This is a genomic window from Stenotrophomonas sp. P2112 (assembly GCF_041897515.1).
GTDB classification, from domain to species: domain Bacteria; phylum Pseudomonadota; class Gammaproteobacteria; order Xanthomonadales; family Xanthomonadaceae; genus Stenotrophomonas; species Stenotrophomonas sepilia.
The window spans coordinates 1,388,879-1,414,302 of the sequence record NZ_CP169216.1 but is presented as its reverse complement, the minus strand read 5'-3'; the positions used below and the strand labels follow the sequence as shown (position 1 = coordinate 1,414,302).

Genomic DNA, 25,424 nt, shown 5'->3' with positions numbered 1-25,424 from the left:
GTGAGGGGCCCTGCCGTTGGCTGCATATGCCCCCCCGCATGACCGAAATGGCGTCACACGTTAAACTCCCGCCGTGAATACTCCCACCTACACCGCCCAGCAACTCGCCGAGCAGTTCGGCCTGCAGGTCCATGGCGATCCCGCTACCGCCATCCATGGCGTGGCTACCCTCGCCCATGCCGGTCCTGGCCAGCTGACCTTCCTTGCCAACCCCCGCTATCGCGTCCAGCTGGCCGACAGCCGGGCTTCGCTGGTGGTCCTGCGTGCCGATGACGTCGAGGCCGCCCCCGGCGCCGCGCTCGTCGCCAAGGACCCGTACACCGCATTCGCCAAGATTGCCGCGCTGTTCGACATCGCGCCGACCCGCCCGCCGGGCATCCATCCCAGCGCAGTGATCGATCCCAGCGCCCAGGTCGCCGCCAGCGCCCATATCGGCCCGTTCGTCACGGTCGGTGCGCGCAGCGTCGTCGGTGAGAACTGCATCATCGGCACCGGCAGCGTGATCGGCGAGGACTGCAGCCTGGATACCGGCTGTGAGCTGATCGCCCGCGTGACCCTGGTCACCCGGGTCACGCTGGGCAAGCGCGTGCGCGTGCATCCCGGTGCCGTACTCGGCGCCGATGGCTTCGGCCTGGCGATGGACGCTGGCAAGTGGATCAAGGTGCCGCAGCTCGGCGGTGTCCGCATCGGCGATGATTGCGAGATCGGCGCCAATACCTGTGTTGATCGTGGCGCGCTGGAAGACACCGTCCTTGCCGAGGATGTTCGCCTGGACAACCTGGTGCAGATTGCCCACAACGTGCAGATCGGCGCCCACTCGGCCATTGCCGGCTGCACCGGCATCGCCGGCAGCGCCAAGATCGGCCGTTACTGCCTGCTCGGCGGCCACGTTGGCGTGGTCGGCCACCTCGAGATCTGCGACAAGGTCGTGATCACCGGCAAGTCGGTGGTCCGCAACTCCATCCATGAGCCGGGCGAGTATTCGTCCGGCACCCCATTGACCGACAACCGCACGTGGCGCAAGAACGCCGCGCGCTTCAAGCAGCTGGACGCATTGGCTCGCCGCGTTCTGGCTGCTGGCAAGGAGAAAGAATGAACGATTCGCTGCAGCTTCCGATCGACGTCTGCCAGATCCAGGAACTGCTTCCGCACCGCTACCCGTTCCTGCTGGTGGACCGGGTGCTTGAACTCGACGTCGAGGCCAAGCGGATCCTGGCGCAGAAGAACGTCAGCATCAACGAGCCGTTCTTCCAGGGCCACTTCCCGGGCCGCCCGATCATGCCCGGGGTGCTGATCATCGAAGCGCTGGCGCAGGCTGGCGGCGTCATGACCCAGCTCACGCTCGGCCGCGATGCGCAGTCCAAGCTGTTCTACATGGTCAAGGTGGAAAACGCCCGCTTCAACAAGCAGGTCGTGCCCGGTGACGTGCTGATGCTGGACGTGCAGATGAAGCGCCTGATCCGCAACATGGGCTGGTACTACGGCGAAGCCAAGGTCAACGGCGAAGTCGTCGCGTCGGCCGAGGTCATGTGTGCCGGCGCCAAGGGCTGATCCACTGGAGGCAGCAATGACTGACAACGCACCGCGGATCCACCCCACCGCCGTCATCGACCCGGCCGCACGCCTGGCCGACGATGTCCAGGTGGGCGCCTTCACCCTGATCGGCCCCGATGTTGAAATCGGTGCCGGCACGGTGGTGGGCCCCCATTGCAGCATCCACGGCCCGACCCGGATCGGCCGCGACAACCGCTTCGTCGGCCATGCCGCGATCGGTGGCGAGCCGCAGGACAAGAAGTTCGGCGGCGAGCGTACCGAACTGGTGATCGGCGATCGCAACGTGTTCCGCGAGTTCGTCACGCTCAACCGTGGCACCGGCGGCGGCGGCGGCATCACCACCATCGGCAACGACAACTGGATGCTGGCCTACACGCACGTGGCACACGACTGCCATGTCGGCAACTTCTGCGTGTTCTCCAACAACACCACTCTGGCTGGCCACGTGACCGTGGGCGACTACGTGATCATCAGCGGCTTCGCCGGTGCCCACCAGTTCTGCCGCATCGGCGCGCATGCCTTCCTCGGCATGGGCGCGCTGACCAATGGTGATGTACCGCCGTTCACCATGGTCGGCACCGATTCGCTGGGACGCCCGCGTGGCATCAACAGCGAAGGCCTGAAGCGGCGCGGCTTCGACGCTGACCGCATTTCGGCCATCAAGCGTGCGTACCGCACGCTGTACGTCGCGGGCCTGCCGCTGGCAGAGGCCAAGGTGCAGCTGACCGAACAGGCGCGTGACAGCGACGACGTGAAGGCGATGCTGGACTTCATCGAGCACGCCGAGAGGCCCCTGCTGCGATGAGCAGCTCGACCGGCCAGGCGCCGGCCGGCGCCGCGGTGATCCCGCTGGCCTCGATGGCCGGCAGCGTTCCCGCGCAGCGGGTGCTCAGCGAGCGCCCGTTGCGGATCGCGCTGGTTGCCGGCGAAGCCTCCGGCGACCTGCTCGGTGCGGGCCTGGTGCGTGACCTGAAGGCACGCTTCCCGAATGCCGAGTTCGCCGGTATCGGCGGCGATGCCATGCGCAGCGCCGGCTGCCAGACCTGGCACGATGCCAGCGAGCTGGCGGTGATGGGCCTGACCGAAGTGCTGCGCCACCTGCCGCGCCTGCTCAAGCTGCGCTCGGCGTTCCGCCAGCGTGCGCTGGACTGGCAGCCGGACGTGTTCATCGGCATCGACGCCCCCGACTTCAACCTGGGCATCGAGCGCTGGCTGAAGCAGCGTGGCGTGCGCACCGTGCATTACGTCAGCCCGTCGGTCTGGGCCTGGCGCGAAAAGCGCGCCGAGAAAATCGGCAGCAGCGCCGACCTGGTGCTGTGCCTGTTCCCGATGGAGCCGCCGATCTATGCCCGGCACGGCATCGACGCGCGCTTCGTCGGCCACCCGATGGCCGATGACATTCCGCTGCAGGGCAACCGCGAGGAAGCACGCGCCGCGCTCGGCCTGCCGGCCTCGGCCAAGGTGCTGGCGGTGTTGCCGGGCAGCCGCCTCGGCGAGATCTCGCGCCTGGGCGAACCGTTCTTCGAAGCCGCCTGGCAGGTCTCCGAACGCATTCCGGGCCTGCATGTGGTGGTGCCTGCCGCCAACCCGGCCTGCAGGCAGCTGATCGAAGAACAGCTGTCGCGCTCGGCGCTGCCGGTGGCCTACTCGCACGTGCTTGACGGCCAGGCGCGCAACGCGATGATCGCCGCCGACGTGGTGGTGCTGGCCTCCGGCACCGCGACCCTGGAAGCCATGCTGGTGAAGCGGCCGATGGTGGTCGGTTACCGCGTCAACGAACTGACCTATCGACTGGTCAAGGCGCTTGGCCTGATCAAGGTCGACCGCTTCGCCCTGCCCAACATCCTGGCCGGCCAGGACCTGGCACCGGAGCTGATGCAGCACGACTGCACGCCGGACAGGCTGGCCGCGGCCATCCAGCAGTGGTTCGACCACCCGCAGCGGGTGATCGACCTGCAGGACACTTATGTGCGCCTGCACGAGCGACTGCGACGCAACGCCTCGGCGCGTGCCGCCGATGCCGTCGGCGAGCTGCTGATGCGCGACCAGGCGCAGGCATGAGCCGCCGCCACGCCGCAGCAGCAAGCCTGGCCCTGTTCGACGGTACGGCAGTGGTCGAGCCGGAGCGCCTGGTCGCCGGTGTCGACGAGGCCGGGCGTGGCCCGCTGGCCGGGCCGGTGGCGGTGGCGGCGGTGGTATTCGATCCGTCACGGCCACGGATCAACGGCCTGGATGATTCCAAGCAGTTGACCGCTGCCCGCCGCGAGCAGCTGCATGACCGCATCGTCGAGCGCGCCCTGGCCTGGCATGTGGTGCTGGTGGACGTGGACACCATCGACCGCCTGAACATCTACCAGGCCACCCTGCAGGGCATGCGTGACGTCGTTGCAGCGGTCGCCCACGTGGCCGGCTTCGCCCGCATCGACGGCAACGTGGTGCCCAAGGGCCTGGTACTGCCGGCGCAGGCGCTGGTCGGCGGCGATGGCATCGACCGCGCGATCATGGCCGCCTCGATCCTGGCCAAGGTCTCGCGCGATCGCTACATGCAGGACGTGCACGCCCGCCACCCCCAGTATGGGTTCGAGCAGCACAAGGGCTATGGCACTCCGGCCCACCTGGCCGCCCTGCGCGAGCACGGCCCCTGCGTGGAGCACCGGCGCAGCTTCGCCCCGGTGCGCGAGTGCCTGGAAGCGCCGGCTGTCGCGGCCATCGCCTGAGCCTGCTGGCGTTGTAGCGCCGAGCTCATGCTCGGCAGCTGTGGACAGCCGAGCATGGGCTCGGCGCTACAGAAGGCGGCCTCCCGCACGCCTGAATCCGGCGCCACGCCGTGCCCCTGTCAAGCCTTGTGGCAACCCCCTGCCCTCGCTACCCTGACCGGGCATTCCAGCGCTTCCCGACCCCGGCGACGAACCTCCGTCAGCACCCGGGGCCCGCGCGCTCCAACCTGGTCCGGCATGTCCAACTCCCGCTTCGTACATCTCCACGTCCACACCGAGTTCTCGCTGGCGGACTCGACCATCCGCGTGCCGGCCAAGCCGGACCAGGCGGACCCGAAGAAGGCCAAGCAGGCCAACCTGCTGTCGCGCTCGGTGGAGCTCGGCCTGCCCGCGCTGGCGGTGACCGATCTCAACAACCTGTTCGCCCTGGTCAAGTTCTACAAGGCCGCCGAAGGCGTGGGCATCAAGCCGATCGCCGGTGCCGACGTGCTGATCGCCGAGGAAGGCCAGGACCCGTGGCGGATGACCCTGCTGTGCCGCGACCGCGAGGGCTACCTGAGCCTGTCGCGGTTGCTGACCCGCGCCTGGATGGAAGGCCATCGCCCGGAAGGCGGTGTGGCCATCCACCCGGACTGGCTGAAGGCCGGCAACGCCAACCTGTTCGCGCTGGCCGGACGGCAGAGCCTGGCCGGGCGCCTGGCACTGGACGGCAAGCATGAACTGGCCGAGCAGCAGCTGGCCGACTGGCAGCGCGTGTTCGGCGATGGCCTGCACCTGGAGCTGACCCGTACCGGCCGCGAGGGCGAGGAAACCTTCAACCAGTTCGCGCTGATGGCCGCCGGCCAGCGCGGCCTGCCGGTGGTCGCCAGCAATGACGTGCGCTTCCTGTCGCCGTCGGATTTCAGCGCGCACGAAGCGCGCGTGTGCATTTCCACCGGCCGCGTGCTGGACGATCCCAAGCGCCCGCGCGAGTACAGCGACCAGCAGTACCTGAAGTCGGCCGAGGAGATGTGCGCGCTGTTCGCCGACATCCCCGATGCGATCGACAACACGCTGGCGCTGGCCGAGCGCTGCAACATCGAGATGCGGCTGGGCACCTACTTCCTGCCCAACTACCCGGTGCCCGACGACGAGACCCTGGACACCTGGATCCAGAAGATGTCGCGCGATGGCCTGGAAGAGCGCCTGGCGAAGAATCCGCTGGCGCCGGGCAAGACCCGTGAGGAGTACTTCGAGCGCCTGGAGTTCGAGCTCAACACCATCATCAAAATGGGCTTCCCCGGCTACTTCCTGATCGTGGCCGACTTCATCCAGTGGGGCAAGAACCAGGGCATCCCGATCGGTCCCGGCCGTGGTTCGGGTGCCGGCTCGCTGGTGGCGTGGGCGCTGAAGATCACCGACCTGGACCCGCTGCCGTACAACCTGCTGTTCGAGCGATTCCTGAACCCGGAACGCGTGTCGATGCCCGACTTCGACATCGACTTCTGCATGGACCGCCGCGACGAGGTGATCGACTACGTCGCGCGCAAGTACGGGCGCGAGCGCGTCAGCCAGATCATCACCTACGGCACCATGGCCGCAAAGGCGGTGGTGCGCGACTCCGGCCGCGTGCTCGGGTTCCCGTACGGCCTGGTGGATGGCGTTTCCAAGCTGATCCCCAACATCCTGGGCATCCACCTGAAGGATGCGCTGGGCAAGGGCAAGGAAGGCCCAAGTTCGGAAATGGCGTCGCCGGAACTGATCCAGCGCTACGAGACCGAGGACGATGTCCGCGACCTGATCGACCTGGCGCTGCAGCTGGAAGACCTGACCCGCAACGCCGGCAAGCATGCCGGCGGCGTGGTGATCGGGCCCGAGCCGCTGAGCGAGTTCTGCCCGCTGTACGCCGAACACGACGAGAACGGCCTGGGCAAGAACCCGGTCACCCAGTTCGACAAGAACGACGTGGAAGAAGTGGGCCTGGTGAAGTTCGACTTCCTCGGCCTGCGCACGCTGACCATCATCGACTGGGCGGTGAAGGCGATCAACAAGCGCCACGAACGCGCGGGCATTCCGCCGGTCGACATTGCCGCGATCCCGCTCGACGATGCGCCCACCTACAAGGACATCTTCGCCAACGGCAACACCGGCGCGGTGTTCCAGTTCGAATCCTCGGGCATGCGCCGCCTGCTGAAGGACGCGCGCCCCGACCGCTTCGAAGACCTGATCGCGCTGGTGTCGCTGTATCGCCCCGGCCCGATGGACCTGATTCCCTCCTTCAACGCGCGCAAGCACGGCCAGGAAGAGATCATCTATCCCGATCCGCGCACCGAAGCGATCCTGAAGGACACCTACGGCATCATGGTGTATCAGGAGCAGGTGATGCAGATGGCGCAGATCGTCGGCGGCTACTCGCTGGGCGGCGCTGACCTGCTGCGACGCGCGATGGGCAAGAAGGTGCCGGCGGAAATGGCCAAGCACCGCGAGATCTTCCGCGAAGGCGCAGCCAAGGGCGGCGTCGACGGCCCCAAGGCCGACGAAATCTTCGACCTGATGGAGAAGTTCGCCGGCTATGGCTTCAACAAGTCGCACGCCGCTGCATACGCACTGGTCAGCTACCAGACCGCCTGGCTGAAGCGCCATTACCCGGCCGAGTTCATGGCGGCCACGCTGTCTTCGGACCTGGACAACACCGACAAGGTGGTCGGCTTCCTCGACGAGGTGCGCAACCTCGGCCTGACCGTGCTGCCGCCGAAGGTGAACCAGTCGGCCTTCATGTTCGAAGCGGTCACACCGGACACGATCCAGTACGGCCTGGGCGCGATCAAGGGCGTCGGGCAGGGCGCCTGCGAAGCAGTGGTCGAGGAACGACTGAAGGGCGGACCGTTCAAGGATCTGCTGGACTTCTGCACCCGCGTCGGCTCGGCCAAGCTCAACCGGCGCACGCTGGAAGCGATGATCAACTGTGGCGCGCTCGATGAGCTCGGCCGCAACCGTGCCTCGCTGATGCTGCAGCTGCCGGAAGTGATCAAGGCCACCGACCAGATGGCACGTGAGCGTGCGTCCGGGCAGAATTCGCTGTTTGGCGGGCCCGATCCGAGCACCGTGTCGATCCAGCTGGACCTGCCCGAAGCCGAAGAATGGCCGCTGCTGCAGCGCCTCAACGGCGAGCGCGACACGCTGGGCTTCTACCTCAGCGGCCACCCGTTCGATCCCTGGCGCGACGATGTGCGCGACCTGGTCGGCAACGACCTGGGTTCGGTGGAGAAGATCTGGAGCGCCAACAGCGGCGGCGGCGGTGGCGGCGAGAAGCGCTGGCGCCCGGAAGTGCAGACCGTGCTGGCCGGCCAGGTGGTCGGCGTGCGCCGCAAGGGTGAGAGCCAGATCTTCATCCAGCTGGAGGACGGTCGCGGCCGCGTGGAGTGCAGCGCGTTCTCCGATGCGATGGCCGAGTTCGGCCACCTGATGACCAAGGACCGCATCCTGGTGGTCAAGGGCGGCCTGCGCGAGGACGAATTCAACGGCGGCTACGCACTGCGCATCCGCCAGTGCTGGGACTTCGACGAAGTCTGCGCCAACTACGCCACGCGGTTGTCGTTGCGCCTGGACCTGCGCCAGCAGCGCCCGGTCTGGGAGCGCATCAATGCCCTGCTCGACCGCCATCGCCCGGGGCGGACGCCGCTGCGCCTGGACCTGCTGCTGAAGGGCCCGCACGGCGGTGTCGCCGGCATGCTGGATGTCTCCGGGCAGAGCGCAGTGCGCATCGATTCCAAGCTGATGGAGGCGCTGCGCGCCGACCCCGCCGTGCGTACGCTGAAGGTGCGCTACAGCCCGCCGTGGGCCAGCTGAGGCTGGCTGCTTCGTGTTCCTGTTTCCCCGTTCCAAGTATCAAGGACGATTGCCGATGAAGACCCTGCTGTTCCCGTTCGTTGCCGCACTGGCGCTGGCCGCCTGCTCGCCGTCGAAGATCGAGTTCCAGATCGACAACCCGACCGACACGCCGCTGGCGCTGAGCATCGACGGCCAGGACCTGCCGGTGGCCGCGCACGGCTCGCGCCCGGTCTCGCTGGCCGTTGGCGAGCATCGCCTGCATACCGACACGCTCGGCGAGGTGCGCTTCATCGTCTACGTCGACGGTCGTGGCGGCCTGATCAACCCGACCCTGAGCGAATACGTGATCGCACGCGAGGTCTACGTCACCGACGAGAGCAAGCTGAAGAACTTCGGCACCGGCAAGGCTGGCATCGAGCTGGGCGGCGTCGACTTCGAGGGCCCCTTCGAGAAGCACCACGACCTGTTCATCGACAAGACCTGGACCTACGGCGTGCGCGAACCGTTCCCGAAGGAAAAGGTGGTCGCCCACGTCGATTCCAGTGGTGGCCAGATCGTCGCCAAGGTGTTCACGGCACCGGATTTCATCGCCTACGTCGAGGAAGGCATGGGCGAGCCGGGCGCGTTCAAGCGCGAACAGCCGGCCGGCTACGTGGCCCCGGCATACAGCCTTGAACCGGCACCGGCCAGCCTGCCGGCGCTGGCACCGGCCTTCGAGGCGCATGCCGCGCCGCTTCGCGAGGTCTACGCGCGATGGCTGAAGGCCACCACCGCCGATGAACAGAAGGCCCTGCGCAAGCAGGACTTCGCTGCGCAGATGGCCTTCACCTCGGCCACTGCCACCCTGGGCGGCGGCTTGGGCCGGGAGGCCAACGAGGCCTACAACGACTTCGTTTCCCAGCGCAGCCAGTTGATGGGCCGCAGCGCCCTGGTGGTGCCCTGAGCTGACTGGCGCCGCCTGCCCGGCTGCGCTACCGTCGCCTTCCAGACGAAGGCGTACGGGTGGTTTGCACGCATTCGGCTAGAATTGCCCCCTTCTTTACACGACGGCTTCCGATGAATCCGAACTACCTCGACTTCGAGCAACCCATCGCCGACCTGGAAGCCAAGATCCAGGAACTGCGCAACGCCAGTGCCGGGCCGGCGGTCAATGTCGAGGCGGAAGTGCACGCGCTGCAGGACAAGCTGCGCATGCGCACCGCGCAGATCTTCCGCAACCTGACCTCGTGGCAGGTGCTGCAGCTGGCCCGGCACCCGTCGCGTCCGTACACCGCCGACTACATCCGCGTCATGTTCGATGAGTTCCAGGAGCTGGCCGGTGACCGCGCCTTCGCCGACGACAAGGCGATCATGGGCGGCCTGGCCCGCATCAATGGCCGCGCGGTAATGGTGATCGGCCACCAGAAGGGTCGCGACACCAAGGAAAAGATCAAGCGCAACTTCGGCATGCCCAAGCCGGAGGGCTACCGCAAGGCGCTGCGCCTGATGAAGATGGCCGAGCGCTTCGGCCTGCCGGTGCTGACCCTGATCGACACCGCCGGCGCCTGGCCGGGTATTGACGCCGAATCGCGCGGGCAGTCCGAGGCCATCGCGCGCAACCTGATCGAGATGGCCGAGCTGAAGGTGCCGATCATCTGCACCGTGATCGGTGAAGGCGGCTCCGGCGGCGCGCTGGCGCTGGGCGTGGGCGACCGCACCGTGATGCTGGAATACGCGGTGTACTCGACCATCACCCCGGAAGGCTGCGCCTCGATCCTGTGGAAGGACGCCAGCAAGGCCAAGGAAGCCGCCGAGCAGCTGGGCCTGACCGCGCCGCGCCTGAAGAGCCTGGGCCTGGTCGACAAGGTCGTGCGCGAGCCCACCGGCGGCGCCCACCGCAACCCGACCCAGATGGCCAAGCGCCTGAAGGCCGTGCTGCTGAACGAACTGGACGCGCTGGACAAGCTGTCCACCGAACAGCTGCTGGAGCAGCGCTACACCCGCCTGCGCAGCTACGGCACGTACGAAGCGGCCTGATTCATCGGCTTGTTACTTTCTTGCTCGTGCAAGAAAGTAACCAAAGAACACGCCGCCGAACGCGAACCGGTGCTATGTACCGGTTCCCTGCGCTTCTCGGTGAATCAGGGGACGGCGCCGAACTCGCTGCGCTCAGACATCGGCACCTCTTCGCCCCTGGTTCACCTGCGATGCTCGGCTCGCTCATGGCGGACCTGAACATCAAAAGCCACAGCTGCGCCCAGTAGATCCACGCCATGCGTGGATGCCTCTGCTTTGGCGAAGAATCACGCGAACCCGTAGAGCCAAGCATGGCTCTACGGATAACGGACGGTCAGAACGGCTTTGCCAGCACCAGCCACACGATCGGAATGAACGCCAGCAACGGAATCTCGTTGATCCAGCGCAGCGCGCGCGACGACGGCAGCGCCCTGCCCTTGGCCACGCCCTTCAACAGACGGCCGATCCAGCTGAAATACACCAGCAGCACCACCACCAGGCCCAGCTTGGCGTGCAGCCAGCCAGCGCCGCCCGGCGCGACCATGGTCGGGAAATCCGGGATGACCTTGTAGCCCAGCCACAGCACCAGGCCCAGCACAAAGGCCAGGCCGAACATCGAGTGGCCGAAACGGTACAGGCGCAGGCCCATCAGCTGCAGGCGCTCGGTCACCGCCGGCTGGCCTGCGGTCTCGGCCAGGTTGACCAGGATGCGCGGCAGGTAGAACACCGTGGCCATCCACGCCACCACGAACACGATGTGGAAGGTCTTGACCCAGTAGTAGCTCTGCATGCGCTCGCTCCGGCGGCTGGCGTAGATGGGCGCCTATTGTCGCAGTAGAGCCACCTCATGGGTGGCTGCCGCGTCCAATCGCCGCATCAGGACAGCCATGCATGGCGTGGCTCTACTGCGGGTCCGCCACACCCGGGGGCGCAACGCCGTACGATAGGCACCGTTTTCCCTGATCGCGCACCGCCCCATGGACAAGACCTACGACGCCGCCTACTTCCAACGCTGGTACCGCCGCGCCGACATCGGCGGCAGCGCCCGCCTGGCGCGCAAGGTCGCGTTGGCCGTGGCCAGTGCCGAGTACTACCTGGAACGACCGATCCGCAGTGTGCTGGACATCGGCTGCGGCGAAGGCGCCTGGCGCGCACCGCTGCTGAAGCAGCGTCCGAAGGTCGAATACCTGGGCTTCGACAGCAGCGAGTACGCTGTGCGCCGCTATGGCCGCACCCGCAACCTGCACCTGGCCAGCTTCGGCGATTTCGCCTGGCTGCGGCCCTGCGCGCCGGTCGACCTGCTGGTGTGTTCGGACGTGATGCACTACGTGCCCGACCGCGAGCTGCGCGCCGGCCTGGCCGGCGTGGCCGAGCTGACCGGCGGTGTGGCCTTCCTGGAGACCTTCGCCGCCGAGGACGCGTTCGAAGGCGACCACGACGGCTTCCAGGCCCGCCCAGCACGCTGGTATCGGCGGACGCTGGCCCGGCACGGCCTGCAGCCGGTAGGGTCGCACTGCTGGCTCGGCCCCGCCCTGGCAGGCGATGCCGCCGCGCTGGAACGGATGTGAATCCGGATTCATTATTTTCAGCCAACTTAACCTGCGGGACACCCGGATGGGATATGCTGCGCGGCAACATATGACCATACATATTCGGTCGTCATGCTCTATCAACTGCACGAACTGACCCGCAACCTGCTCGCCCCCTGGGTGCACCAGGCCCAGGCCAACGCCAAATTCTTCGCCAACCCGGGCCACTGGTGGTCGCAGATGCCCGGCGCCGATCGTCTGGCGGCGGTCAATGAGCTGTTCCACCGCATCGGCAAGGATTACGAGAAGCCCGAGTGGGGCATCAACGAAATCGAGGTCGACGGCGAGCGCGTGCCGATCGTCGTGCACGAGGAAGTGAGCAAGCCGTTCTGCAAGCTGCTGCGCTTCAAGCGCCACAGCAATGAAGCCGACCAGCTGCACACCATGCTCAACCAGCCGTTCGTGCTGGTGGTGGCACCGCTGTCCGGGCACCACGCCACGCTGCTGCGCGATACGGTGCGCACGCTGCTGCGCGACCACCGTGTGTACGTCACCGACTGGGTGGACGCGCGCATGGTGCCGGCCAACGAAGGCGAGTTCGGCCTGGACGACTACATCGCCTACATCCAGGAGTTCATCCGCCATCTGGGCGTCGAACGCCTGCACGTGGTCAGCGTGTGCCAGCCGACGGTACCGGTGCTGGCCGCGGTTTCACTGATGGCCAGCCGTGGCGAGCCGACACCGCGCACCCTGGTGATGATGGGCGGCCCGATCGATGCCCGCTGCAGCCCGACCGCGGTGAACAACCTGGCCACGCAGAACCCGCTGTCGTGGTTCGAGAACAACGTCATCCACACCGTGCCGGCCAGCTATCCCGGCGCCGGCCGCCGCGTGTATCCGGGCTTCCTGCAGCACGCCGGCTTCCTGTCGATGAACCCCAGCCGCCACTTCAGTTCGCACTGGGATTTCTACACCGACCTGGTCAAGGGCGACCTGGAAGACGCCGACGCGCACCGTCGCTTCTACGACGAGTACAACGCGGTGCTGGACATGCCGGCCAAGTACTACCTGGATACCATCCGCGTGGTGTTCCAGGACTTCCTGCTGCCGCGTGGCGAGTGGGTGGTCAACGGCGAGAAGGTCGACCCGTCGGCGATCCGCGATACCGCGCTGCTGAGCATCGAGGGCGAACTGGACGATATCGCCGGCCTTGGCCAGACCGAAGCAGCGCAGGCGCTGTGCACCGGCATTGCTACTGACCGCCGCGAGCATTTCATCGTCGAAGGCGCCGGCCACTACGGTATCTTCAGCGGCCGTCGCTGGCGCGAGGTGGTGTATCCGAAGGTGCGCGACTTCTTCGCTGCCCATGCCGAGGCACCGGCGGCGAGGGCCACGAAGAAGAAGAGCAACGTCACTCCGTTGCGGCGAAAGGCGGGCTGATTCCCGGCAGGGGTCGGATCCCTTTCCAACGGGAAGGGCACTGACCCAGCATGATGGGATCCGGGGTCAGAGCCCTGTTCTGCGAACAGGAATCCGACCCCTGGCCTGTTACAACCGCACCAGCAGGTTCTTGGCAATCAGCCCGTGCAGCTTGCCGATGCCCCGTGCCAGGTGCATCGTCAACAGCAGCAGCAGCACGCCCACAGCTGCGATCACGATGCCCACCAGCGGCGAGGCGGCCATCGGCAGCACGTTCACGCCATCGACGTAGACACCCGGAATGTCACCGCTGAACAGCGCGGCCACCGGCGCCCAGATCAACCCCAGCGACAGCGACAGCAGCGTCACCGCGATGGTGAAGTAGACCACGCCCAGCGGCAGCATCAGCACGAAGTACAGCAGGGTCAGCCAGGTACGGCCATCGGTGAACATGTCGCCGATGCGCTGCAGCCACGTGCGGCTGCGGTCGGTGTAGCGCGGACGGCGCGGCATGCGCTCGCCCAGCAATGCTTCCACCAGCCGCCCTTCCAGCAGCGCCAGCCCGCGCACCGAGCCGAAGAACAGCACGGTCAGCGGAATGCCGACGATCAGGATCAACAGGCCGAGCGAGAGCGACAGGCCGGTCACCACCCAGGTGAAGAAGAAAATGCCGGTGGCCAGCGACAGCAGCATGTAGAACAGCGCGCCATAGGTATGCGGATCGGCCACCACGCCGAAGAAGCGCGCCAGCAGCGAGCGTTGCACCGGCGCCGGCGGCGGTGAGGCCGGCTCGACGCCACTGGCTTCCGCCGCCGCACGCAGCACCGGCGCGGTATCCGCACGCGGCGTGCGCAGCGCGCGGTTCACTGTCACTTCGGTCTCGCGGTAGATGTCGGCCACTTCGTCCGGCGCGCCATAGCTGCCGGCAACGTCGGCGATCACCTCGGCCTCGCTGCGGCCGGGCTGCGCGGCCAGCTCCGAGCGCAGGTATTCCTCGGCGTCGTACAACGCGTCCTGCACCATCGCCGGATCGGCACCTTCCAGCGCAGCGCGCAGCTGCGCCAGGTACTGCGGAATGGTGGTCGGCAGGGCGCGGCCTGCCAGGCTCGGGTCGTTCATTGCGGTACCCCCTCCAACACGGAATCGACGGAATCGCGGGTGGCCTGCCACGCCTGGCGCCACTGCGCCAGCACCTCGCGGCCACGTTCATTGATGCGGTAGTAGCGCCGCGGCGGCCCGCTGCTGGACGGCTCCACATGGCTTTCCAGCAGGCCGGCGCCCTCCAGGTTGCGCAGCACCGGGTACAGCGCGCTCTGCTTGCCGCTCAGCACGCCCTCGCCCACCCGCTCCAGCTCCTTGGCAATGAGGTAGCCGTACAGCGGCTCCCCGGCCCGGGCCAGCACCGCCAGCAGGGCCAGCGACACCGTTCCGGCGCTGAGCTCCTTCTGGAACTTCTTCAGGTGGACATCGTCCTCGGACATGGCCGGCCCTCCACTACGTTGAAGTCCACAGTAGTGCGAAGTTCGGTATAGCGAATGTGTCGTTAGTCACTCTGCCGGTTGGCGTGACCGGATTGCTCGCGCAGAATCGAAGCCTCGTTCATGTTCCGGGGTTCCCATGCCGCACCGCCGTCGCCTTGCCCTGACCGCCCTCGCCCTCGCCTGCCTGCTGCCCGCCATGGCCAGCGCGGCCTCGCCTTACCGCAGCCCGCAGCAGATCTTGGACGCCTCGCCGGCCAGCGACTGGCGCACGCCGGACCCGGCCAACCTGCTGTACATGGACCTGCCGGCCGGGCGCGTGATCATCGAGCTGGCGCCGCAGTTCGCCCCGCGCCATGTCGCCAACATCCAGACCTTCGCCCACGAGCACTTCTGGGACGGCACCAGCATCTACCGCTCTCAGGACAACTTCGTGGTGCAGTTCGGCGATGCCGACGCCGATGACGCGGCCAAGGCCAAGCCGTTCGGCAGCGCCGCGCGCAAGCTGCCGGCTGAATTCGAGCGCGCCAGCGCTGGCCTGAAGGTCAGCGTGCTGCCGGATCGCGATGGCTGGGCCGCGCAGACCGGTTTCGTCGACGGCTTCCCGGTCGGCCAGGACCCGCAGGCCGGCAAGGCCTGGTTGGCACATTGCTACGGCATGCTGGGCGCCGGCCGCAGCAACGAAGAGGACAGCAGCATCGGTGCCGAACTCTACGTGGTGACCGGCCAGTCACCGCGTCAGCTCGACCGCAACATCACCCTGGTCGGCCGCGTGCTGAAGGGCATGGAACTGCTCAGCGCGACCCCGCGCGGACCGGCGCCGATGGGCTTCTACACCGACCCGAATCTGCGCACGCCGATCGTGGCGATCCGCCGTGCCAGGGACGTGCCGGCGGCCGAGCGCACACCGATCCAGGTACTGCGTACCGACTCGAAGACCTTCGCCGATACGGTGGAGGCGCGGCGCAACCGCGTGGATGATTTCTACAAGCGCCCGGCGGGGCATATCGACCTTTGCAATATTCCGGTGCCGGTGCGGTGATGGTTTCCGCACGTTACGCGTGCTGAAGGTACTTCACTGTTCATGGGCGTCACTTTTCTTTTCGCGCGAAAAGAAAAGTAACCAAAAGAAACGCGCCGCCAGGTCGCGAGCCGCCGTGCTTCGCACGTCGGTCCCCTGCGCTTCTCGGTGAATCAGGGGACGGTGTACAGAAGGCAGCCGACTAACAGTCGGCTCTACAGGACATCGGCGCCTCTTCGCCCCTGATTCCCCTGCGATGCTCGGCTCGCTCAAGGCGGACGCAGTTCAAAGGCCACAGCTGCACCCAGTAGACCCACGCCATGCGTGGATGCTCTTGCTGTTGATCTTGACCTTCCAGTCCGCCTTGAGCGAGCCGAGCACCGCAGGTCCGGCGAGGGCGAAGAGGCGCGGGTGTTTGAGCGCAGCGAGTTCCCGCGCCGTCCCTCGACGGGCCGAGGAGCGCAGGGTACCGGTGCGCAGCACCGGCTCGCGACCTGGCGGCGTGTTTCTTTGGTTACTTTCTTTGCACGAGCAAAGAAAGTGACACCTCCCCGCAGGCGCGGAAATGGGCCCGCCGGGCATGGCGCGGTGCTACCGCTGCGCGCGCGCGCTCAGCCCTTCTGACTCACCGCCACGCTACCCAGAATCAACGCACCGGCAATCAGCATCTGCAGCGTCACCGGCTCATCCAGGAACAACCACGCAAACGCCGCACCGAACAACGGAATCAGGTAGGTCACCGTCGACGCCCGCGACGGGCCGATACGACCGATCAGGCGATAGAACATCAGGAACGCCAGGCCGGTACAGGCCACGCCCAATGCGATCGCCGCGCCCCAGGCCTTCAACGGAATCGCCGCCTGCGGCCAGTGGCTGACCGCCATCGGCAGCATCCACAGCGAGGCGCACGACAGCGTTGCCGCCGCGGCGGCGGCCGACGGCAACCCGGTCATGTGCCGCTTCACCAGGTTCACGCCCAGGCCGTACAGCAGCGATGCCGCCGCACCGGCCAGCACTGCGGTGCCGATGCTCAGGCCGGAGACCTTGGCCGTGGCCAGCACCACCACGCCGGCGAAGCCGACCAGCAGCGCCCCGGCACGACGCATGCCGATCTTCTCGCCGAAGAACAGGAACGCGATCAGCGCGGCGAACAGCACCGTCATCGCATTGCAGATCGCACCGATCGCGGCCGGCGCCTGCTCGGCGGCGTAGGCAAACAGCACGAACGGCAGCGCTGAGTTGATCAGGCCGATCGGTGCCAACCACAGCCAGCGGCGCGGCGGGAACTGCGCGCGAGCGCGCCACAGGAACGGCAGCAGCACCAGCGCGCCCAGCACCAGCCGTACCTCGACCAGCGCGAATGGGCCGAACGACGGCACCGCCACCCGCATGAACAGGAACGAGCAGCCCCAGATGGCGCCCAGCAGGGTCAATTCCAGCGGCGTGCGCCAGTCGCGCTCGGCCGCCTGTGGGATCGCATTCATGTCCTGCCTCCGTCCATCGTCTGTTCCTCGCCAAGGCAGACAGGATCAGGCGCAGACGCCCGCCGCACAAGCGCGTAGTATCGCTGTCAGCCACAAATATGGTTTGAGGCTCGACATGCTGCTCCGTCCTTCCCTGCTCCCCGCACTGGCCGTGTTCGCGGTCGCCGCACGCCACCAGAATTTCGCCCAGGCCGCGCAGGAGCTGCACCTGACCGCCAGCGCGGTCAGTCACCACGTGCGCCGCCTGGAAGAAGTACTTGAAGTTCGCCTGTTCCTGCGCCACGCCCGCGGCGTGCGCCTGACCGCCGAGGGCCGGCAGCTGGCCGACGCCGCCAGCGCCGCCTTCACCGATGTCGCGGCGGTGGCCCATCACCTGCAACCGGATGCCGACAGCGTGCCGCTGCGGATCACCACGCTGCGCTCGCTCTCGTACTGCTGGCTGCTGCCGCGACTGCCACGCTTCACCCAGGCCTATCCACACATCCGCATCGAGCTGCACACCGGCAGCGGGCTGGATCGCTACGACGACAACGGACCGGAAGTCGGCATCCGCTACGGGCTGGGCCAATGGCCGGGCCTGCGTGCGCAGCACCTGATGGATGACTACCTGTTCCCGGTGGCCTCACCGGCACTGGCCGGGGTCGAAACGCTGGTCGATCCGGCGCGCATCGCCGAGCTGCCGCTGCTGACCGACCTGTCGCCGCAGGGCTGGCGCGACTGGTTCCGCCACGCCGGCGCGCGCCCGCCGTCGCCGATGCCGCCGATGCACACCTTCGCCGACAGCACCGACGCGATGCGTGCAGCGGTGTATGGCATGGGCGCGGTGCTGGCGCGCACCCACATCGCCCAGCCCTACCTGCAGCGCTACGAGGTGGTACGCCTGCCCGGCCCGGCATTGAAGGCGCGCTATGCCTATCACGTGGTGCACGCAGAAGGGCAACCGCCGAGCCCGGCCGCGCGCCTGTTCATCGACTGGTTGCTGGAACAGGCGCAGGACGAGCGCACGCCGATTCCGGCATTGCCGGACAGCCTGCTCGGGCGGCCGGCAACGCACGCCTGACTGCGCCCTCACCCGTTCTTTGCCTCACGCTGGCTAGGCTGCTGGCGAACCCACAACGTACCTATGCCATGGCCATGCTGCGACTGCGCATCACCGGAACCGAAGACGACGCCCGCGCCATCAGCGACCTGCTGCTCGGCCTGGACGGCATCGAACATGTCGAAGAAACCGACGACCTGATGCCGCACATGGACGACGACGATTCCAGTTCGGCCGGGCTGTCCGATGACATCGGTCCGGGCATCCACGAGCTGGAAGTGGAAGTCGGCAATGAAAGCACCGCGCAGAAGGTGCGCGATGCGGTGCAGGAACTGGCGCTGGAACTCGATGTGTTCGTCGAGTACGAGACCGACGAGGGCTGATGCCGGCTGACGGCCGGCATCGGCCTTCATCTCAGGGGTTGGGCGGTAGCTTGCGACGGCGGCGACGCCACCATGCCCGCACACCCCAGGCCGCGATCAAGGCCAGCACCGCCACCGGCAGCAGCGCGGCAGCAGCGCGGATCAGGAACGCAATGCTGGTGCTGAGGATGCTGCCCGACTCGCTCAGCGCCTCGCCGATCTCGCTGCGGCTGCGCTGGCCAGAGGTGGTGTCGAAGTGGATCGCCACCAGCTGAGTATCGATGCGCCGACGCTGCTGCGCGGCGTCCTTGTTGGCCTGCTCGACACCCGCCTCGATCTCCGACAGGCGCGTGGTGATCGCCATCAGGTCGTCGACCTTCAGGTCCTTGCGGTCCTGGTAGGACAGCAGGCGGGCGTGCTCCTTTTCAAGCCGCGCCTTGGTCAATGCCGTGTCGGCCACCGCCTGCGCGAGATCCTCGGCGCGCGTATTGCGGGACTGCAGCTTGCCGCCTTCACCAGCCATCGCGATCAGCGGCTCGGTGCCCTTCGGGGCGATGCGCACCTTCACTTCACCGCTGGGCTGCTCGCCGCCGTGCTGCTCGACCTGCAACACTGCACAGTCACCGAACTTCGCGCTCTGGCAGGCCTGGGCGATCTGCTGGATGCGCGGTGCGATCTGCGCCGCCTCCAGCTGCACCTGCACGTCGTGTTCGTAGGCCAGGAAGGCGCCTTCCGGCGAAGCGATGGCCGCCTCCGCGGCCGTGGCGCCCGCATCCCCCACCATGTCGCCCTGCTTGGCGCAGGCGCCCAGCGCCAGCAGCAGTACCGGCAGCGCCGCCCTGCGCGTCCACGCTCGCACCGGCCTCACAGTGCCGCTCCGTCGTAGGAGGTCACCGAAAGGCCAGCCAGATCCACCTGCGGCACGCAGCGCACGTTCACCGCCACCATCGGTGTGCCGGTGCGAGGGTCGACCGCTTCGCTGTAGGGAGCGATACCACACTGGCGGCAGTGGTGGTGGTCGATGTGGGCCTTGTTGAAGTGGTAGGTGGCCACGTCAGCCGGATCGGTGGCCAGCTGGAACGCCGCACGCGGGGCGAACCACAGCAGGCTGCCGCGACGCCGGCACATCGAACAGTTGCAGTCGATGACGTCGCTGATCGGCGCCTCGGCCTGTACGGTGAATGCGATCCTGCCGCAATGACAGCTTCCTTGGTATTCCATGTCCTGCGCTCCTTTGGAGGGTCCTTGAATCCGCCCATGGTAATCCTATGGCACGGGGACAAAGCAGCGACGGGGCCCTATGCTCAGGGTTTGACCCCGTACAGGAATGCCGATGCGCCCGCATCTTCTTGCCCTCGCCCTGGTCGCCGCGCTGGCCGGTTGCCAGCCGGCCGACGCCCCGACCAATGCTTCCACCCCGGCCGCCAGCCAGCAGGCCGGTGACGCGGCGGTCGACGCCGCCTTCGCCGATCTGTCCAAGCGCGCGCTGGACACCTGGATGCAGCTGTCGCCAGTCAGCGCCACCCAGATCGGTGACCACCGCTACGACAGCGAGCTGGACGACCTGAGTGCCGCCGGCCAGCAGAAGACCGTGGCCGCCTACAAGGCGCTGCTGGGCGAGCTGGACAAGATCGAGGTGGCCAAGCTGGGCCGTGAGAACCAGGTGGACGCAGCGATCCTGCGCAACCAGCTGCAGTCGGAAATCTGGAACGCCGAAGTGCTGCAGTCCGGCAAGTGGGACCCGCAGCTGTACAACGGCATCGCCGGCAGCGCGATCTACGGCCTGATGGCGCGCGAGTTCGCACCGCTGCCGGAGCGCCTGAAGGCGGCCACCGCGCGCATGGAGAAGCTGCCGGCGATCTTCGCCCAGGCCCGCGAGAACCTGGACCCGGCCCGCGTACCGAAGATCCACGCCGAGACCGTTGCCAAGCAGAACAAGGGCATCCTCAGCATCGTCGATACCTTCATCACCCCGCACATCGGCGAACTGCCGCAGGCCGACCAGCAGCGTCTGCAAGCGGCCATCGACGGCCTGAAGAAGGCCGTGGACGAGCAGCAGACCTGGCTGGACAAGACCCTGGTACCGAACGCCAAGGGCGACTTCCGCATCGGTGCGGAGAAATACGACCAGAAGCTGAAATTCGCGCTGAGCTCCTCGCTGTCGCGCCAGGAGATCGGTGAGCGTGCGCGCGCCGAACTCAAGCGCGTGCGCGAGGACATGTACGGCATCGCGCAGACCGTGCTGAAGGACAAGCCGGGTGCACCTGAGATGCCGGCCCAGCCGACCGACGAGCAGCAGCAGAAGGCGATCGAGGCCGCGCTGGAACTGGCCTACGCCGACAAGCCGGCACGCGACAAGGTGGTCGACGATGCCAAGGCCGCGCTGGAGCAGTCCACCGCGTTCGTACGCGAGCACGATCTGATGACGCTGCCCGATGCGCCGGTGGACATCATCCTGATGCCGGAATTCCAGCGTGGCGTGGCAGTGGCCTACTGCGATTCGCCGGGCCCGCTGGACAAGAACCTGAAGACCTTCTACGCCGTGTCGCCGATTCCGGACGACTGGAACGAGAAACAGGTCGACTCGTTCCTGCGTGAGTACAACTCGCGCATGATCCACCTGCTCAGCATCCATGAAGGTACTCCGGGCCATTACCTGGAAGGCTGGCACTCGGCCAAGTTCCCCTCGACCCTGCGTGCGGTGTTGCGTTCAGGCCTGTTCGCCGAAGGCTGGGCGGTCTACACCGAGCGCATGATGCAGGAGCAGGGTTACCTCAACAACGATCCGCTGTTCCACCTGGTGCAGCTGAAGTTCTACCTGCGCACGATCTCCAACGCGATCCTCGACCAGGGCGTGCACGTGGACAACTGGGATCGCGAGAAGGCGATGCACCTGATGACCCACGACGCGTTCCAGCAGGAAAGCGAAGCGGCGGGCAAGTGGGTGCGTGCACAGCTGACCTCGGCACAGCTACCGACCTACTTCGTCGGTGCGCAGGAACACTTCGACACCCGCAAGGCGGTGCAGGAGAAGCTGGGCGACAAGTTCAACCTGAAGGCGTACCACGACCAGGTGCTGTCCTACGGCGCACCCCCGGTGCGTTTCGTACGCCAGCTGATGCTGGACCAGCCGATCGAGTGATCGGGGTGGTGTAAGTTGGAAACGGAACGGCCCGGGCAAACCCGGGCCGTTTCTGCAGGCCGCCCCGAAATGACGGAACGGAGAACTCAGACGACCACTGCTGAGTAGACTCGAGCGGCGAGATCATGCGCGACGCCCATATTGACCAGTGCAAAATCAGACTCGTCTTCCCCACCGGTCTTTTTGACAATCTCCTGCAACTGGTACCTGCGCTCATACGAGGCCAGCACATCGCCAACGTCGCCTTTCGAACGGGCAGCACAAACGATCACCTTGCATCCTGCCTGTGCAAGTTGGTCGATCAGACCATCCACGGTTCCGGAAACATCACCACGGTTGAAAATTCCGATCTTGCATCCGTTGATCTGAACTATTGCACTGAAGTCGAGCTTGTGGCCAATAGCCTCAAACGAAATCAATCGCGTGGCAGAGTGCGCAGCCAGCAGTCGGTACAACATGAGAAGCGTCGAGCTCTTTCCCGAGTTGCTGGCGCCACGAAGCGCGATCAGCTGTTTTTTCATTTTCGAAGTCCATTTTCAGGGTTGAAATAATGCTGCCGGAACCTGGCAGCGAGCACACACATCATGCCACCGAGTTGCACCGGATTCAGCGGCATTGAATGGCGGCAATCCAAGTGTCGGCACCCGCCTGGTTCACGGGACTCTGCGGTCTTCAGACACCATCGACAGCCCTTTTGCCATCTCCGCTGAAGGCCCTCACTTTAGCTCCAAGTAGTTGCCTAAACTGCGCTTCAGTGCACCCAGTCTTCGCACACCCTTGCGGCACCAGCGTCGCCCGTACCGGCGGCTGCATTTCACTCAGTGGCACCGCGTCACGCAACTGCTCCTTGGTGGGATAGACATATACCAACCGGTAGTGCGCCCTCCCGCTGTGCCCACGCCAGCGTTCGAACTGCAGCAGGCCACCGATCGGTGTCTTCTCGTACTGCCCCGGCAGGCTGTAGTCGCTGATTCCCAACGCCGCCAGCACCGAGCCGATGTTGGAATCGTGACCGACCAGCAGGGTCACCTTCGGCGACGCCGGGTCGTCGAACAACGCATTCACTCTTGTCAGCAGCGGAGCGGCCACATCACGCGCCACCTCGGGCGTTCCGAACAGGATGTCCTGGTAGCGGTTGCGGATCTGCGCCAGCGCCTGCCATTGCGCCTCGGTGGTCAACCGGCCCCAGCCTTCGCGGGGGATGCCACTGCCCTGGTAGTGCTCCATCAACAAGGCATCGACCAGCCCGCTGGCCAGCGCCAGTGATCCGGACGCGCGAGGCTCCTTGCCCGGTTCCGTACTGAAGGTGGTATCGGCCAGCGCCAGATGGCAGTCGCTGTGCCCCTTGCATGCCGCCGACTGCGGATAGCGGGTGATCTCCTCCACCACGGACAAAGCCGGTGCCAGGTCCACTGCGGCCAGCTCTCGCTGCATTGACTCCAGCACGCGCGTGCGGAATGCCGCGTCGTCGTTGTGGATCACCGGATCGAACAGCGGATCCATCGTCCCCAGCGCCATGCGCTGTTCGACCGTGACATGGCAGCCCGGAAACGCACCGGCAATGAAGAACTGCGCGGTGGCCTGGGTGCGCTGCAGGCTGTTGGCGTACGCGTGGAAGTCATCCTCCTGCGGGCAACCCGACACCGGCAACAGCTGCGCCTGGCGCAGCCACTGGCCGATGTAGCGCCCCATGTAGACCTCCAGCACACCGCCCTTGGTGGTCAGCTCGCCCGGTGCCACCTCCCAGCGCGGCCAGTCCTCGGGCGTCGCATTGGCCAGCGCACCGGAGGCGACCACTGGCGCGCGCAGGTTGTGGCGGCTGAGCAGGACGACCTGCTCGAGCTGGTCGCCGTCCATCGGTGCCGGCGCAGCCGTGGCAACCGTAGCAACCGTGGCAACCAGGCTGAGTGCCAGCAACAGGGAGCGCAGGGGGCGGATCATGCAGGTCTCCGGAAACACGCTAGGGTCAGAGCCCTTTCCTGCGGAAAGGGATCCGACCCCGAAACGATCATTGATCGGCAGCAACAAATCCACCGGTCTGTCGTGCCCACAACCGTGCGTACAGACCACCGGCCGCGATCAGTTCGGCATGGCTGCCGGTCTCGACGATGCGGCCCTGGTCCATCACCACCAGCCGGTCCATGCGCGCGATGGTCGACAACCGGTGCGCGATTGCGATCACCGTCTTGCCGCCCATCAGCTCATCCAGGCTGTCCTGGATCGCCGCTTCGACTTCCGAGTCCAGTGCCGAGGTCGCTTCGTCCAGCACCAGGATCGGCGCGTCCTTCAGCAGCACGCGGGCAATGGCGATGCGCTGGCGCTGGCCACCGGACAGCTTCACCCCGCGCTCGCCGACATGCGCGTCGTAGCCACGACGCCCCTGCCCGTCCACCAGCGTATCGATGAAGGCTTCGGCACGCGCCTTGGCTACGGCAGCACGCAGCTGCTCCTCGGTCGCATCGGGGCGGCCGTACAGCAGGTTGTCGCGGATCGAGCGATGCAGCAGCGAGGTGTCCTGGGTGACCACGCCGATCTGCTGGCGCAGGCTTTCCTGGGTGACGCAGGCGATGTCCTGGCCGTCGATCAGGATGCGGCCACTCTCCAGGTCGTACAGGCGCAGCAGCACGTTCACCAGGGTCGACTTGCCGGCACCGGAAGGACCGACCAGGCCGATCTTCTCGCCCGGCTTCACCACCAGGTCGAGGCCGGCGATCACGCCGCCCTTCTTGCCGTAATGGAAGTGGATGTCCTGGAACTGCACGCCACCGCGGGTCACCTGCAGCGGCACCGCGTCCCCGCGGTCCTGCACGGTCAGCGGCTGGGCGATGGTGGTGATGCCATCCTGCACCGTGCCGATGTCCTCGAAGATGCCGTTGATGGTCCACATGATCCAGCCGGACATGTTGTGGATGCGGATCACCAGACCGGTCGCCAGCGTGATCGCGCCCACGGTGATATGACCGCCATTCCACAGCCACAGCGCGAGCCCACAGGTGCCGGCAATCAGGAAACCGTTGACGATGGCGATGGTCAGGTCCATGCCGGTGGTTATCCGGGTCTGCGCGCGGTGCTTGACCGCCAGTTCCTGGATCGACTCGGCCACGTAGGCCTGTTCGCGCCCGCCATGGGCGAACAGTTTCAGCGTGGGAATGTTGGTGTAGCCATCGACGATCCGGCCCATCGCCTTGGAGCGCGCTTCGGACGCAATCCAGGCCCGTTCCTTCGCGCGCGGCACGAAGTAGACCATGATCACCGCATAGGCCAGCAGCCACAGGACCAGCGGCACCATCAACCGCCAGTCCGCCTGCGCGAACAGGTACAGCGCCGTGCCGGTATAGACCACGATGTACCAGAGCGAGTCGACCATCTGTACCGCCGACTCGCGCAGCGAGGTACCGGTCTGCATCACCCGGTTGGCGACGCTGCCGGCGAAGTCGTTCTGGAAGAAGCTCAGGCTCTGCCGCACCACGTAGTTGTGCATCAGCCAGCGCGAGCGGTTGCTCAGGCCGGGCACGATCGCCTGGTTGACCAGCAGGTTGTGCAGGCCCACCAGGATCGGCCGCGCGATGACCGTGATGAACAGCATCCAGCCCAGTTCATTGGCATGGCGCTTGAAGAAATCGGCACCGGGCTGCTCGGCGACCATGTCGACGATGCGGCCCAGGTAGTCGAACATGGCCACTTCCACCAGCGCCAGCAGCAGGCCGGCAATCAGGGTCGCCAGCAGCACCGGCCAGACCGGGCGCAGGTAGTGCAGGTAGAACGGCAGCACCTTGCGCGGTGGCATGCGCCCATCCACGGGCGGGAAAACCGGGATCAGGGATTCAAACCAACGGAACATCGCATTCCCTCGCCATCAATAGCCGGCGGAGTA

General features: G+C 66.5%; 23 protein-coding genes. 14 read left to right on the top strand and 9 right to left on the bottom strand.

The window, feature by feature from the left end; translation table 11 throughout:
* The first annotated feature begins 73 nt into the window (after positions 1-73).
* The 8 genes from lpxD to ACEPA4_RS06535 all read left to right on the top strand — a co-directional run bounded on the left by lpxD (position 74) and on the right by ACEPA4_RS06535 (position 10,097).
* Positions 74-1,096 carry a UDP-3-O-(3-hydroxymyristoyl)glucosamine N-acyltransferase gene (lpxD, locus tag ACEPA4_RS06570; protein ID WP_065186372.1) on the top strand — a complete coding sequence of 341 codons (1,023 nt, stop codon included), beginning with the start codon at positions 74-76 and terminating at the stop codon, positions 1,094-1,096.
* Complete coding sequence (gene fabZ, locus ACEPA4_RS06565) at positions 1,093-1,551, top strand: 3-hydroxyacyl-ACP dehydratase FabZ (protein ID WP_005415845.1); 459 nt, start codon at positions 1,093-1,095, stop codon at positions 1,549-1,551. Before lpxD ends, fabZ begins: the two co-directional genes overlap by 4 nt.
* Before the next feature lie 16 nt (positions 1,552-1,567).
* Positions 1,568-2,359 carry an acyl-ACP--UDP-N-acetylglucosamine O-acyltransferase gene (lpxA, locus tag ACEPA4_RS06560; protein ID WP_005415844.1) on the top strand — a complete coding sequence of 264 codons (792 nt, stop codon included), beginning with the start codon at positions 1,568-1,570 and terminating at the stop codon, positions 2,357-2,359.
* A gap of 53 nt (positions 2,360-2,412) precedes the next feature.
* Complete coding sequence (gene lpxB / locus ACEPA4_RS06555; RefSeq protein ID WP_262090893.1) at positions 2,413-3,615, top strand: lipid-A-disaccharide synthase; 1,203 nt, start codon at positions 2,413-2,415, stop codon at positions 3,613-3,615.
* Entirely contained in the window at positions 3,612-4,271 is a 660-nt protein-coding gene (locus ACEPA4_RS06550) for a ribonuclease HII (RefSeq protein ID WP_005415842.1), read from the top strand. The genes lpxB and ACEPA4_RS06550 overlap by 4 nt, the downstream gene beginning before the upstream one ends.
* Before the next feature lie 237 nt (positions 4,272-4,508).
* Positions 4,509-8,099 (top strand): DNA polymerase III subunit alpha, encoded by a 3,591-nt coding sequence (gene dnaE, locus ACEPA4_RS06545; RefSeq protein ID WP_262090884.1) that lies wholly within the window; start codon positions 4,509-4,511, stop codon positions 8,097-8,099.
* Between the two features lie 55 nt (positions 8,100-8,154).
* Entirely contained in the window at positions 8,155-9,024 is an 870-nt protein-coding gene (locus ACEPA4_RS06540) for a hypothetical protein (RefSeq protein WP_262090883.1), read from the top strand.
* A gap of 113 nt (positions 9,025-9,137) precedes the next feature.
* Positions 9,138-10,097 carry an acetyl-CoA carboxylase carboxyltransferase subunit alpha gene (locus ACEPA4_RS06535; RefSeq protein WP_065177439.1) on the top strand — a complete coding sequence of 320 codons (960 nt, stop codon included), beginning with the start codon at positions 9,138-9,140 and terminating at the stop codon, positions 10,095-10,097.
* A gap of 313 nt (positions 10,098-10,410) precedes the next feature.
* On the opposite strand, the gene ACEPA4_RS06530 is transcribed toward ACEPA4_RS06535, so the two are convergent.
* Positions 10,411-10,866, bottom strand: a complete 456-nt coding sequence (locus tag ACEPA4_RS06530; protein ID WP_053497082.1) for a CopD family protein — start codon at positions 10,864-10,866, stop codon at positions 10,411-10,413.
* 187 nt (positions 10,867-11,053) lie between these two features.
* On the opposite strand from ACEPA4_RS06530, the gene ACEPA4_RS06525 reads away from it, so the two are divergent.
* Both ACEPA4_RS06525 and ACEPA4_RS06520 read left to right on the top strand, forming a co-directional pair.
* The gene (locus tag ACEPA4_RS06525; protein ID WP_065186374.1) at positions 11,054-11,644 is read left to right on the top strand and encodes a class I SAM-dependent methyltransferase; all 591 of its coding nucleotides are present in this window, start codon (positions 11,054-11,056) and stop codon (positions 11,642-11,644) included.
* Positions 11,645-11,737: 93 nt separating this feature from the next.
* Positions 11,738-13,045, top strand: a complete 1,308-nt coding sequence (locus ACEPA4_RS06520; RefSeq protein ID WP_065177441.1) for a polyhydroxyalkanoate depolymerase — start codon at positions 11,738-11,740, stop codon at positions 13,043-13,045.
* Positions 13,046-13,153: 108 nt separating this feature from the next.
* On the opposite strand, the gene ACEPA4_RS06515 is transcribed toward ACEPA4_RS06520, so the two are convergent.
* Positions 13,154-14,143 carry a sensor domain-containing protein gene (locus tag ACEPA4_RS06515; protein WP_262090882.1) on the bottom strand — a complete coding sequence of 330 codons (990 nt, stop codon included), beginning with the start codon at positions 14,141-14,143 and terminating at the stop codon, positions 13,154-13,156.
* Positions 14,140-14,505, bottom strand: coding sequence for a PadR family transcriptional regulator (locus ACEPA4_RS06510; protein ID WP_004150914.1), 366 nt, complete (start codon positions 14,503-14,505; stop codon positions 14,140-14,142). The genes ACEPA4_RS06515 and ACEPA4_RS06510 overlap by 4 nt, the downstream gene beginning before the upstream one ends.
* Before the next feature lie 136 nt (positions 14,506-14,641).
* On the opposite strand from ACEPA4_RS06510, the gene ACEPA4_RS06505 reads away from it, so the two are divergent.
* Positions 14,642-15,544, top strand: a complete 903-nt coding sequence (locus ACEPA4_RS06505) for a peptidylprolyl isomerase (RefSeq protein WP_065186375.1) — start codon at positions 14,642-14,644, stop codon at positions 15,542-15,544.
* Between the two features lie 590 nt (positions 15,545-16,134).
* Here the strand turns inward: ACEPA4_RS06505 and ACEPA4_RS06500 are convergent.
* Positions 16,135-17,007 (bottom strand): DMT family transporter, encoded by an 873-nt coding sequence (locus ACEPA4_RS06500; RefSeq protein WP_065177444.1) that lies wholly within the window; start codon positions 17,005-17,007, stop codon positions 16,135-16,137.
* 115 nt (positions 17,008-17,122) lie between these two features.
* Here ACEPA4_RS06500 and ACEPA4_RS06495 point away from each other — a divergent pair, with 115 nt between their 5' ends.
* Together ACEPA4_RS06495 and ACEPA4_RS06490 are read left to right on the top strand one after the other, a co-directional pair.
* On the top strand, positions 17,123-18,067 hold the full coding sequence (locus ACEPA4_RS06495; RefSeq protein WP_005415832.1) for a LysR substrate-binding domain-containing protein: 945 nt from the start codon (positions 17,123-17,125) through the stop codon (positions 18,065-18,067).
* A 68-nt stretch (positions 18,068-18,135) separates the two neighbouring features.
* Positions 18,136-18,429: a hypothetical protein gene (locus ACEPA4_RS06490; RefSeq protein ID WP_005415831.1), complete on the top strand. Its 294-nt coding sequence runs from the start codon at positions 18,136-18,138 to the stop codon at positions 18,427-18,429.
* 31 nt (positions 18,430-18,460) lie between these two features.
* Here the strand turns inward: ACEPA4_RS06490 and ACEPA4_RS06485 are convergent, their stop codons facing one another.
* Together ACEPA4_RS06485 and ACEPA4_RS06480 are read right to left on the bottom strand one after the other, a co-directional pair.
* A complete protein-coding gene (locus tag ACEPA4_RS06485) occupies positions 18,461-19,276 on the bottom strand; it encodes a DUF4349 domain-containing protein (protein WP_065186376.1) in 816 nt (271 codons plus the stop codon).
* Positions 19,273-19,629, bottom strand: coding sequence for a GFA family protein (locus ACEPA4_RS06480; RefSeq protein WP_053497067.1), 357 nt, complete (start codon positions 19,627-19,629; stop codon positions 19,273-19,275). The genes ACEPA4_RS06485 and ACEPA4_RS06480 overlap by 4 nt, the downstream gene beginning before the upstream one ends.
* Before the next feature lie 112 nt (positions 19,630-19,741).
* Here ACEPA4_RS06480 and ACEPA4_RS06475 point away from each other — a divergent pair, with 112 nt between their 5' ends.
* Positions 19,742-21,550, top strand: a complete 1,809-nt coding sequence (locus tag ACEPA4_RS06475; RefSeq protein WP_065186377.1) for a DUF885 domain-containing protein — start codon at positions 19,742-19,744, stop codon at positions 21,548-21,550.
* An 86-nt stretch (positions 21,551-21,636) separates the two neighbouring features.
* Here the strand turns inward: ACEPA4_RS06475 and ACEPA4_RS06470 are convergent, their stop codons facing one another.
* The 3 genes from ACEPA4_RS06470 to smrA form a co-directional block, all read right to left on the bottom strand.
* Positions 21,637-22,071: a hypothetical protein gene (locus ACEPA4_RS06470; RefSeq protein ID WP_005415827.1), complete on the bottom strand. Its 435-nt coding sequence runs from the start codon at positions 22,069-22,071 to the stop codon at positions 21,637-21,639.
* Between the two features lie 151 nt (positions 22,072-22,222).
* Positions 22,223-23,491, bottom strand: coding sequence for a bifunctional glucose-1-phosphatase/inositol phosphatase (agp, locus tag ACEPA4_RS06465; RefSeq protein ID WP_005415826.1), 1,269 nt, complete (start codon positions 23,489-23,491; stop codon positions 22,223-22,225).
* Between the two features lie 67 nt (positions 23,492-23,558).
* Positions 23,559-25,391, bottom strand: coding sequence for a multidrug efflux ABC transporter SmrA (gene smrA / locus ACEPA4_RS06460; protein WP_065186380.1), 1,833 nt, complete (start codon positions 25,389-25,391; stop codon positions 23,559-23,561).
* Between the last annotated feature and the right edge of the window lie 33 nt (positions 25,392-25,424).

Bases quoted from the DNA above. Each gene is read 5' to 3' on its own strand.
- lpxB (WP_262090893.1), top strand. From the start codon at position 2,413: ATGGCCGGCAGCGTTCCCGCGCAGCGGGTGCTCAGCGAGCGCCCGTTG.
- ACEPA4_RS06525 (WP_065186374.1), top strand. From the start codon at position 11,054: ATGGACAAGACCTACGACGCCGCCTACTTCCAACGCTGGTACCGCCGC.
- ACEPA4_RS06490 (WP_005415831.1), top strand. From the start codon at position 18,136: ATGGCCATGCTGCGACTGCGCATCACCGGAACCGAAGACGACGCCCGC.
- ACEPA4_RS06495 (WP_005415832.1), top strand. From the start codon at position 17,123: ATGCTGCTCCGTCCTTCCCTGCTCCCCGCACTGGCCGTGTTCGCGGTC.
- ACEPA4_RS06520 (WP_065177441.1), top strand. From the start codon at position 11,738: ATGCTCTATCAACTGCACGAACTGACCCGCAACCTGCTCGCCCCCTGG.
- ACEPA4_RS06470 (WP_005415827.1), bottom strand. From the start codon at position 22,071: ATGAAAAAACAGCTGATCGCGCTTCGTGGCGCCAGCAACTCGGGAAAG.
- ACEPA4_RS06530 (WP_053497082.1), bottom strand. From the start codon at position 10,866: ATGCAGAGCTACTACTGGGTCAAGACCTTCCACATCGTGTTCGTGGTG.
- ACEPA4_RS06535 (WP_065177439.1), top strand. From the start codon at position 9,138: ATGAATCCGAACTACCTCGACTTCGAGCAACCCATCGCCGACCTGGAA.
- fabZ (WP_005415845.1), top strand. From the start codon at position 1,093: ATGAACGATTCGCTGCAGCTTCCGATCGACGTCTGCCAGATCCAGGAA.
- ACEPA4_RS06510 (WP_004150914.1), bottom strand. From the start codon at position 14,505: ATGTCCGAGGACGATGTCCACCTGAAGAAGTTCCAGAAGGAGCTCAGC.
- ACEPA4_RS06515 (WP_262090882.1), bottom strand. From the start codon at position 14,143: ATGAACGACCCGAGCCTGGCAGGCCGCGCCCTGCCGACCACCATTCCG.
- ACEPA4_RS06550 (WP_005415842.1), top strand. From the start codon at position 3,612: ATGAGCCGCCGCCACGCCGCAGCAGCAAGCCTGGCCCTGTTCGACGGT.
- ACEPA4_RS06480 (WP_053497067.1), bottom strand. From the start codon at position 19,629: ATGGAATACCAAGGAAGCTGTCATTGCGGCAGGATCGCATTCACCGTA.
- agp (WP_005415826.1), bottom strand. From the start codon at position 23,491: ATGATCCGCCCCCTGCGCTCCCTGTTGCTGGCACTCAGCCTGGTTGCC.
- ACEPA4_RS06500 (WP_065177444.1), bottom strand. From the start codon at position 17,007: ATGAATGCGATCCCACAGGCGGCCGAGCGCGACTGGCGCACGCCGCTG.
- smrA (WP_065186380.1), bottom strand. From the start codon at position 25,391: ATGTTCCGTTGGTTTGAATCCCTGATCCCGGTTTTCCCGCCCGTGGAT.
- ACEPA4_RS06475 (WP_065186377.1), top strand. From the start codon at position 19,742: ATGCGCCCGCATCTTCTTGCCCTCGCCCTGGTCGCCGCGCTGGCCGGT.
- dnaE (WP_262090884.1), top strand. From the start codon at position 4,509: ATGTCCAACTCCCGCTTCGTACATCTCCACGTCCACACCGAGTTCTCG.
- ACEPA4_RS06540 (WP_262090883.1), top strand. From the start codon at position 8,155: ATGAAGACCCTGCTGTTCCCGTTCGTTGCCGCACTGGCGCTGGCCGCC.
- lpxA (WP_005415844.1), top strand. From the start codon at position 1,568: ATGACTGACAACGCACCGCGGATCCACCCCACCGCCGTCATCGACCCG.
- ACEPA4_RS06505 (WP_065186375.1), top strand. From the start codon at position 14,642: ATGCCGCACCGCCGTCGCCTTGCCCTGACCGCCCTCGCCCTCGCCTGC.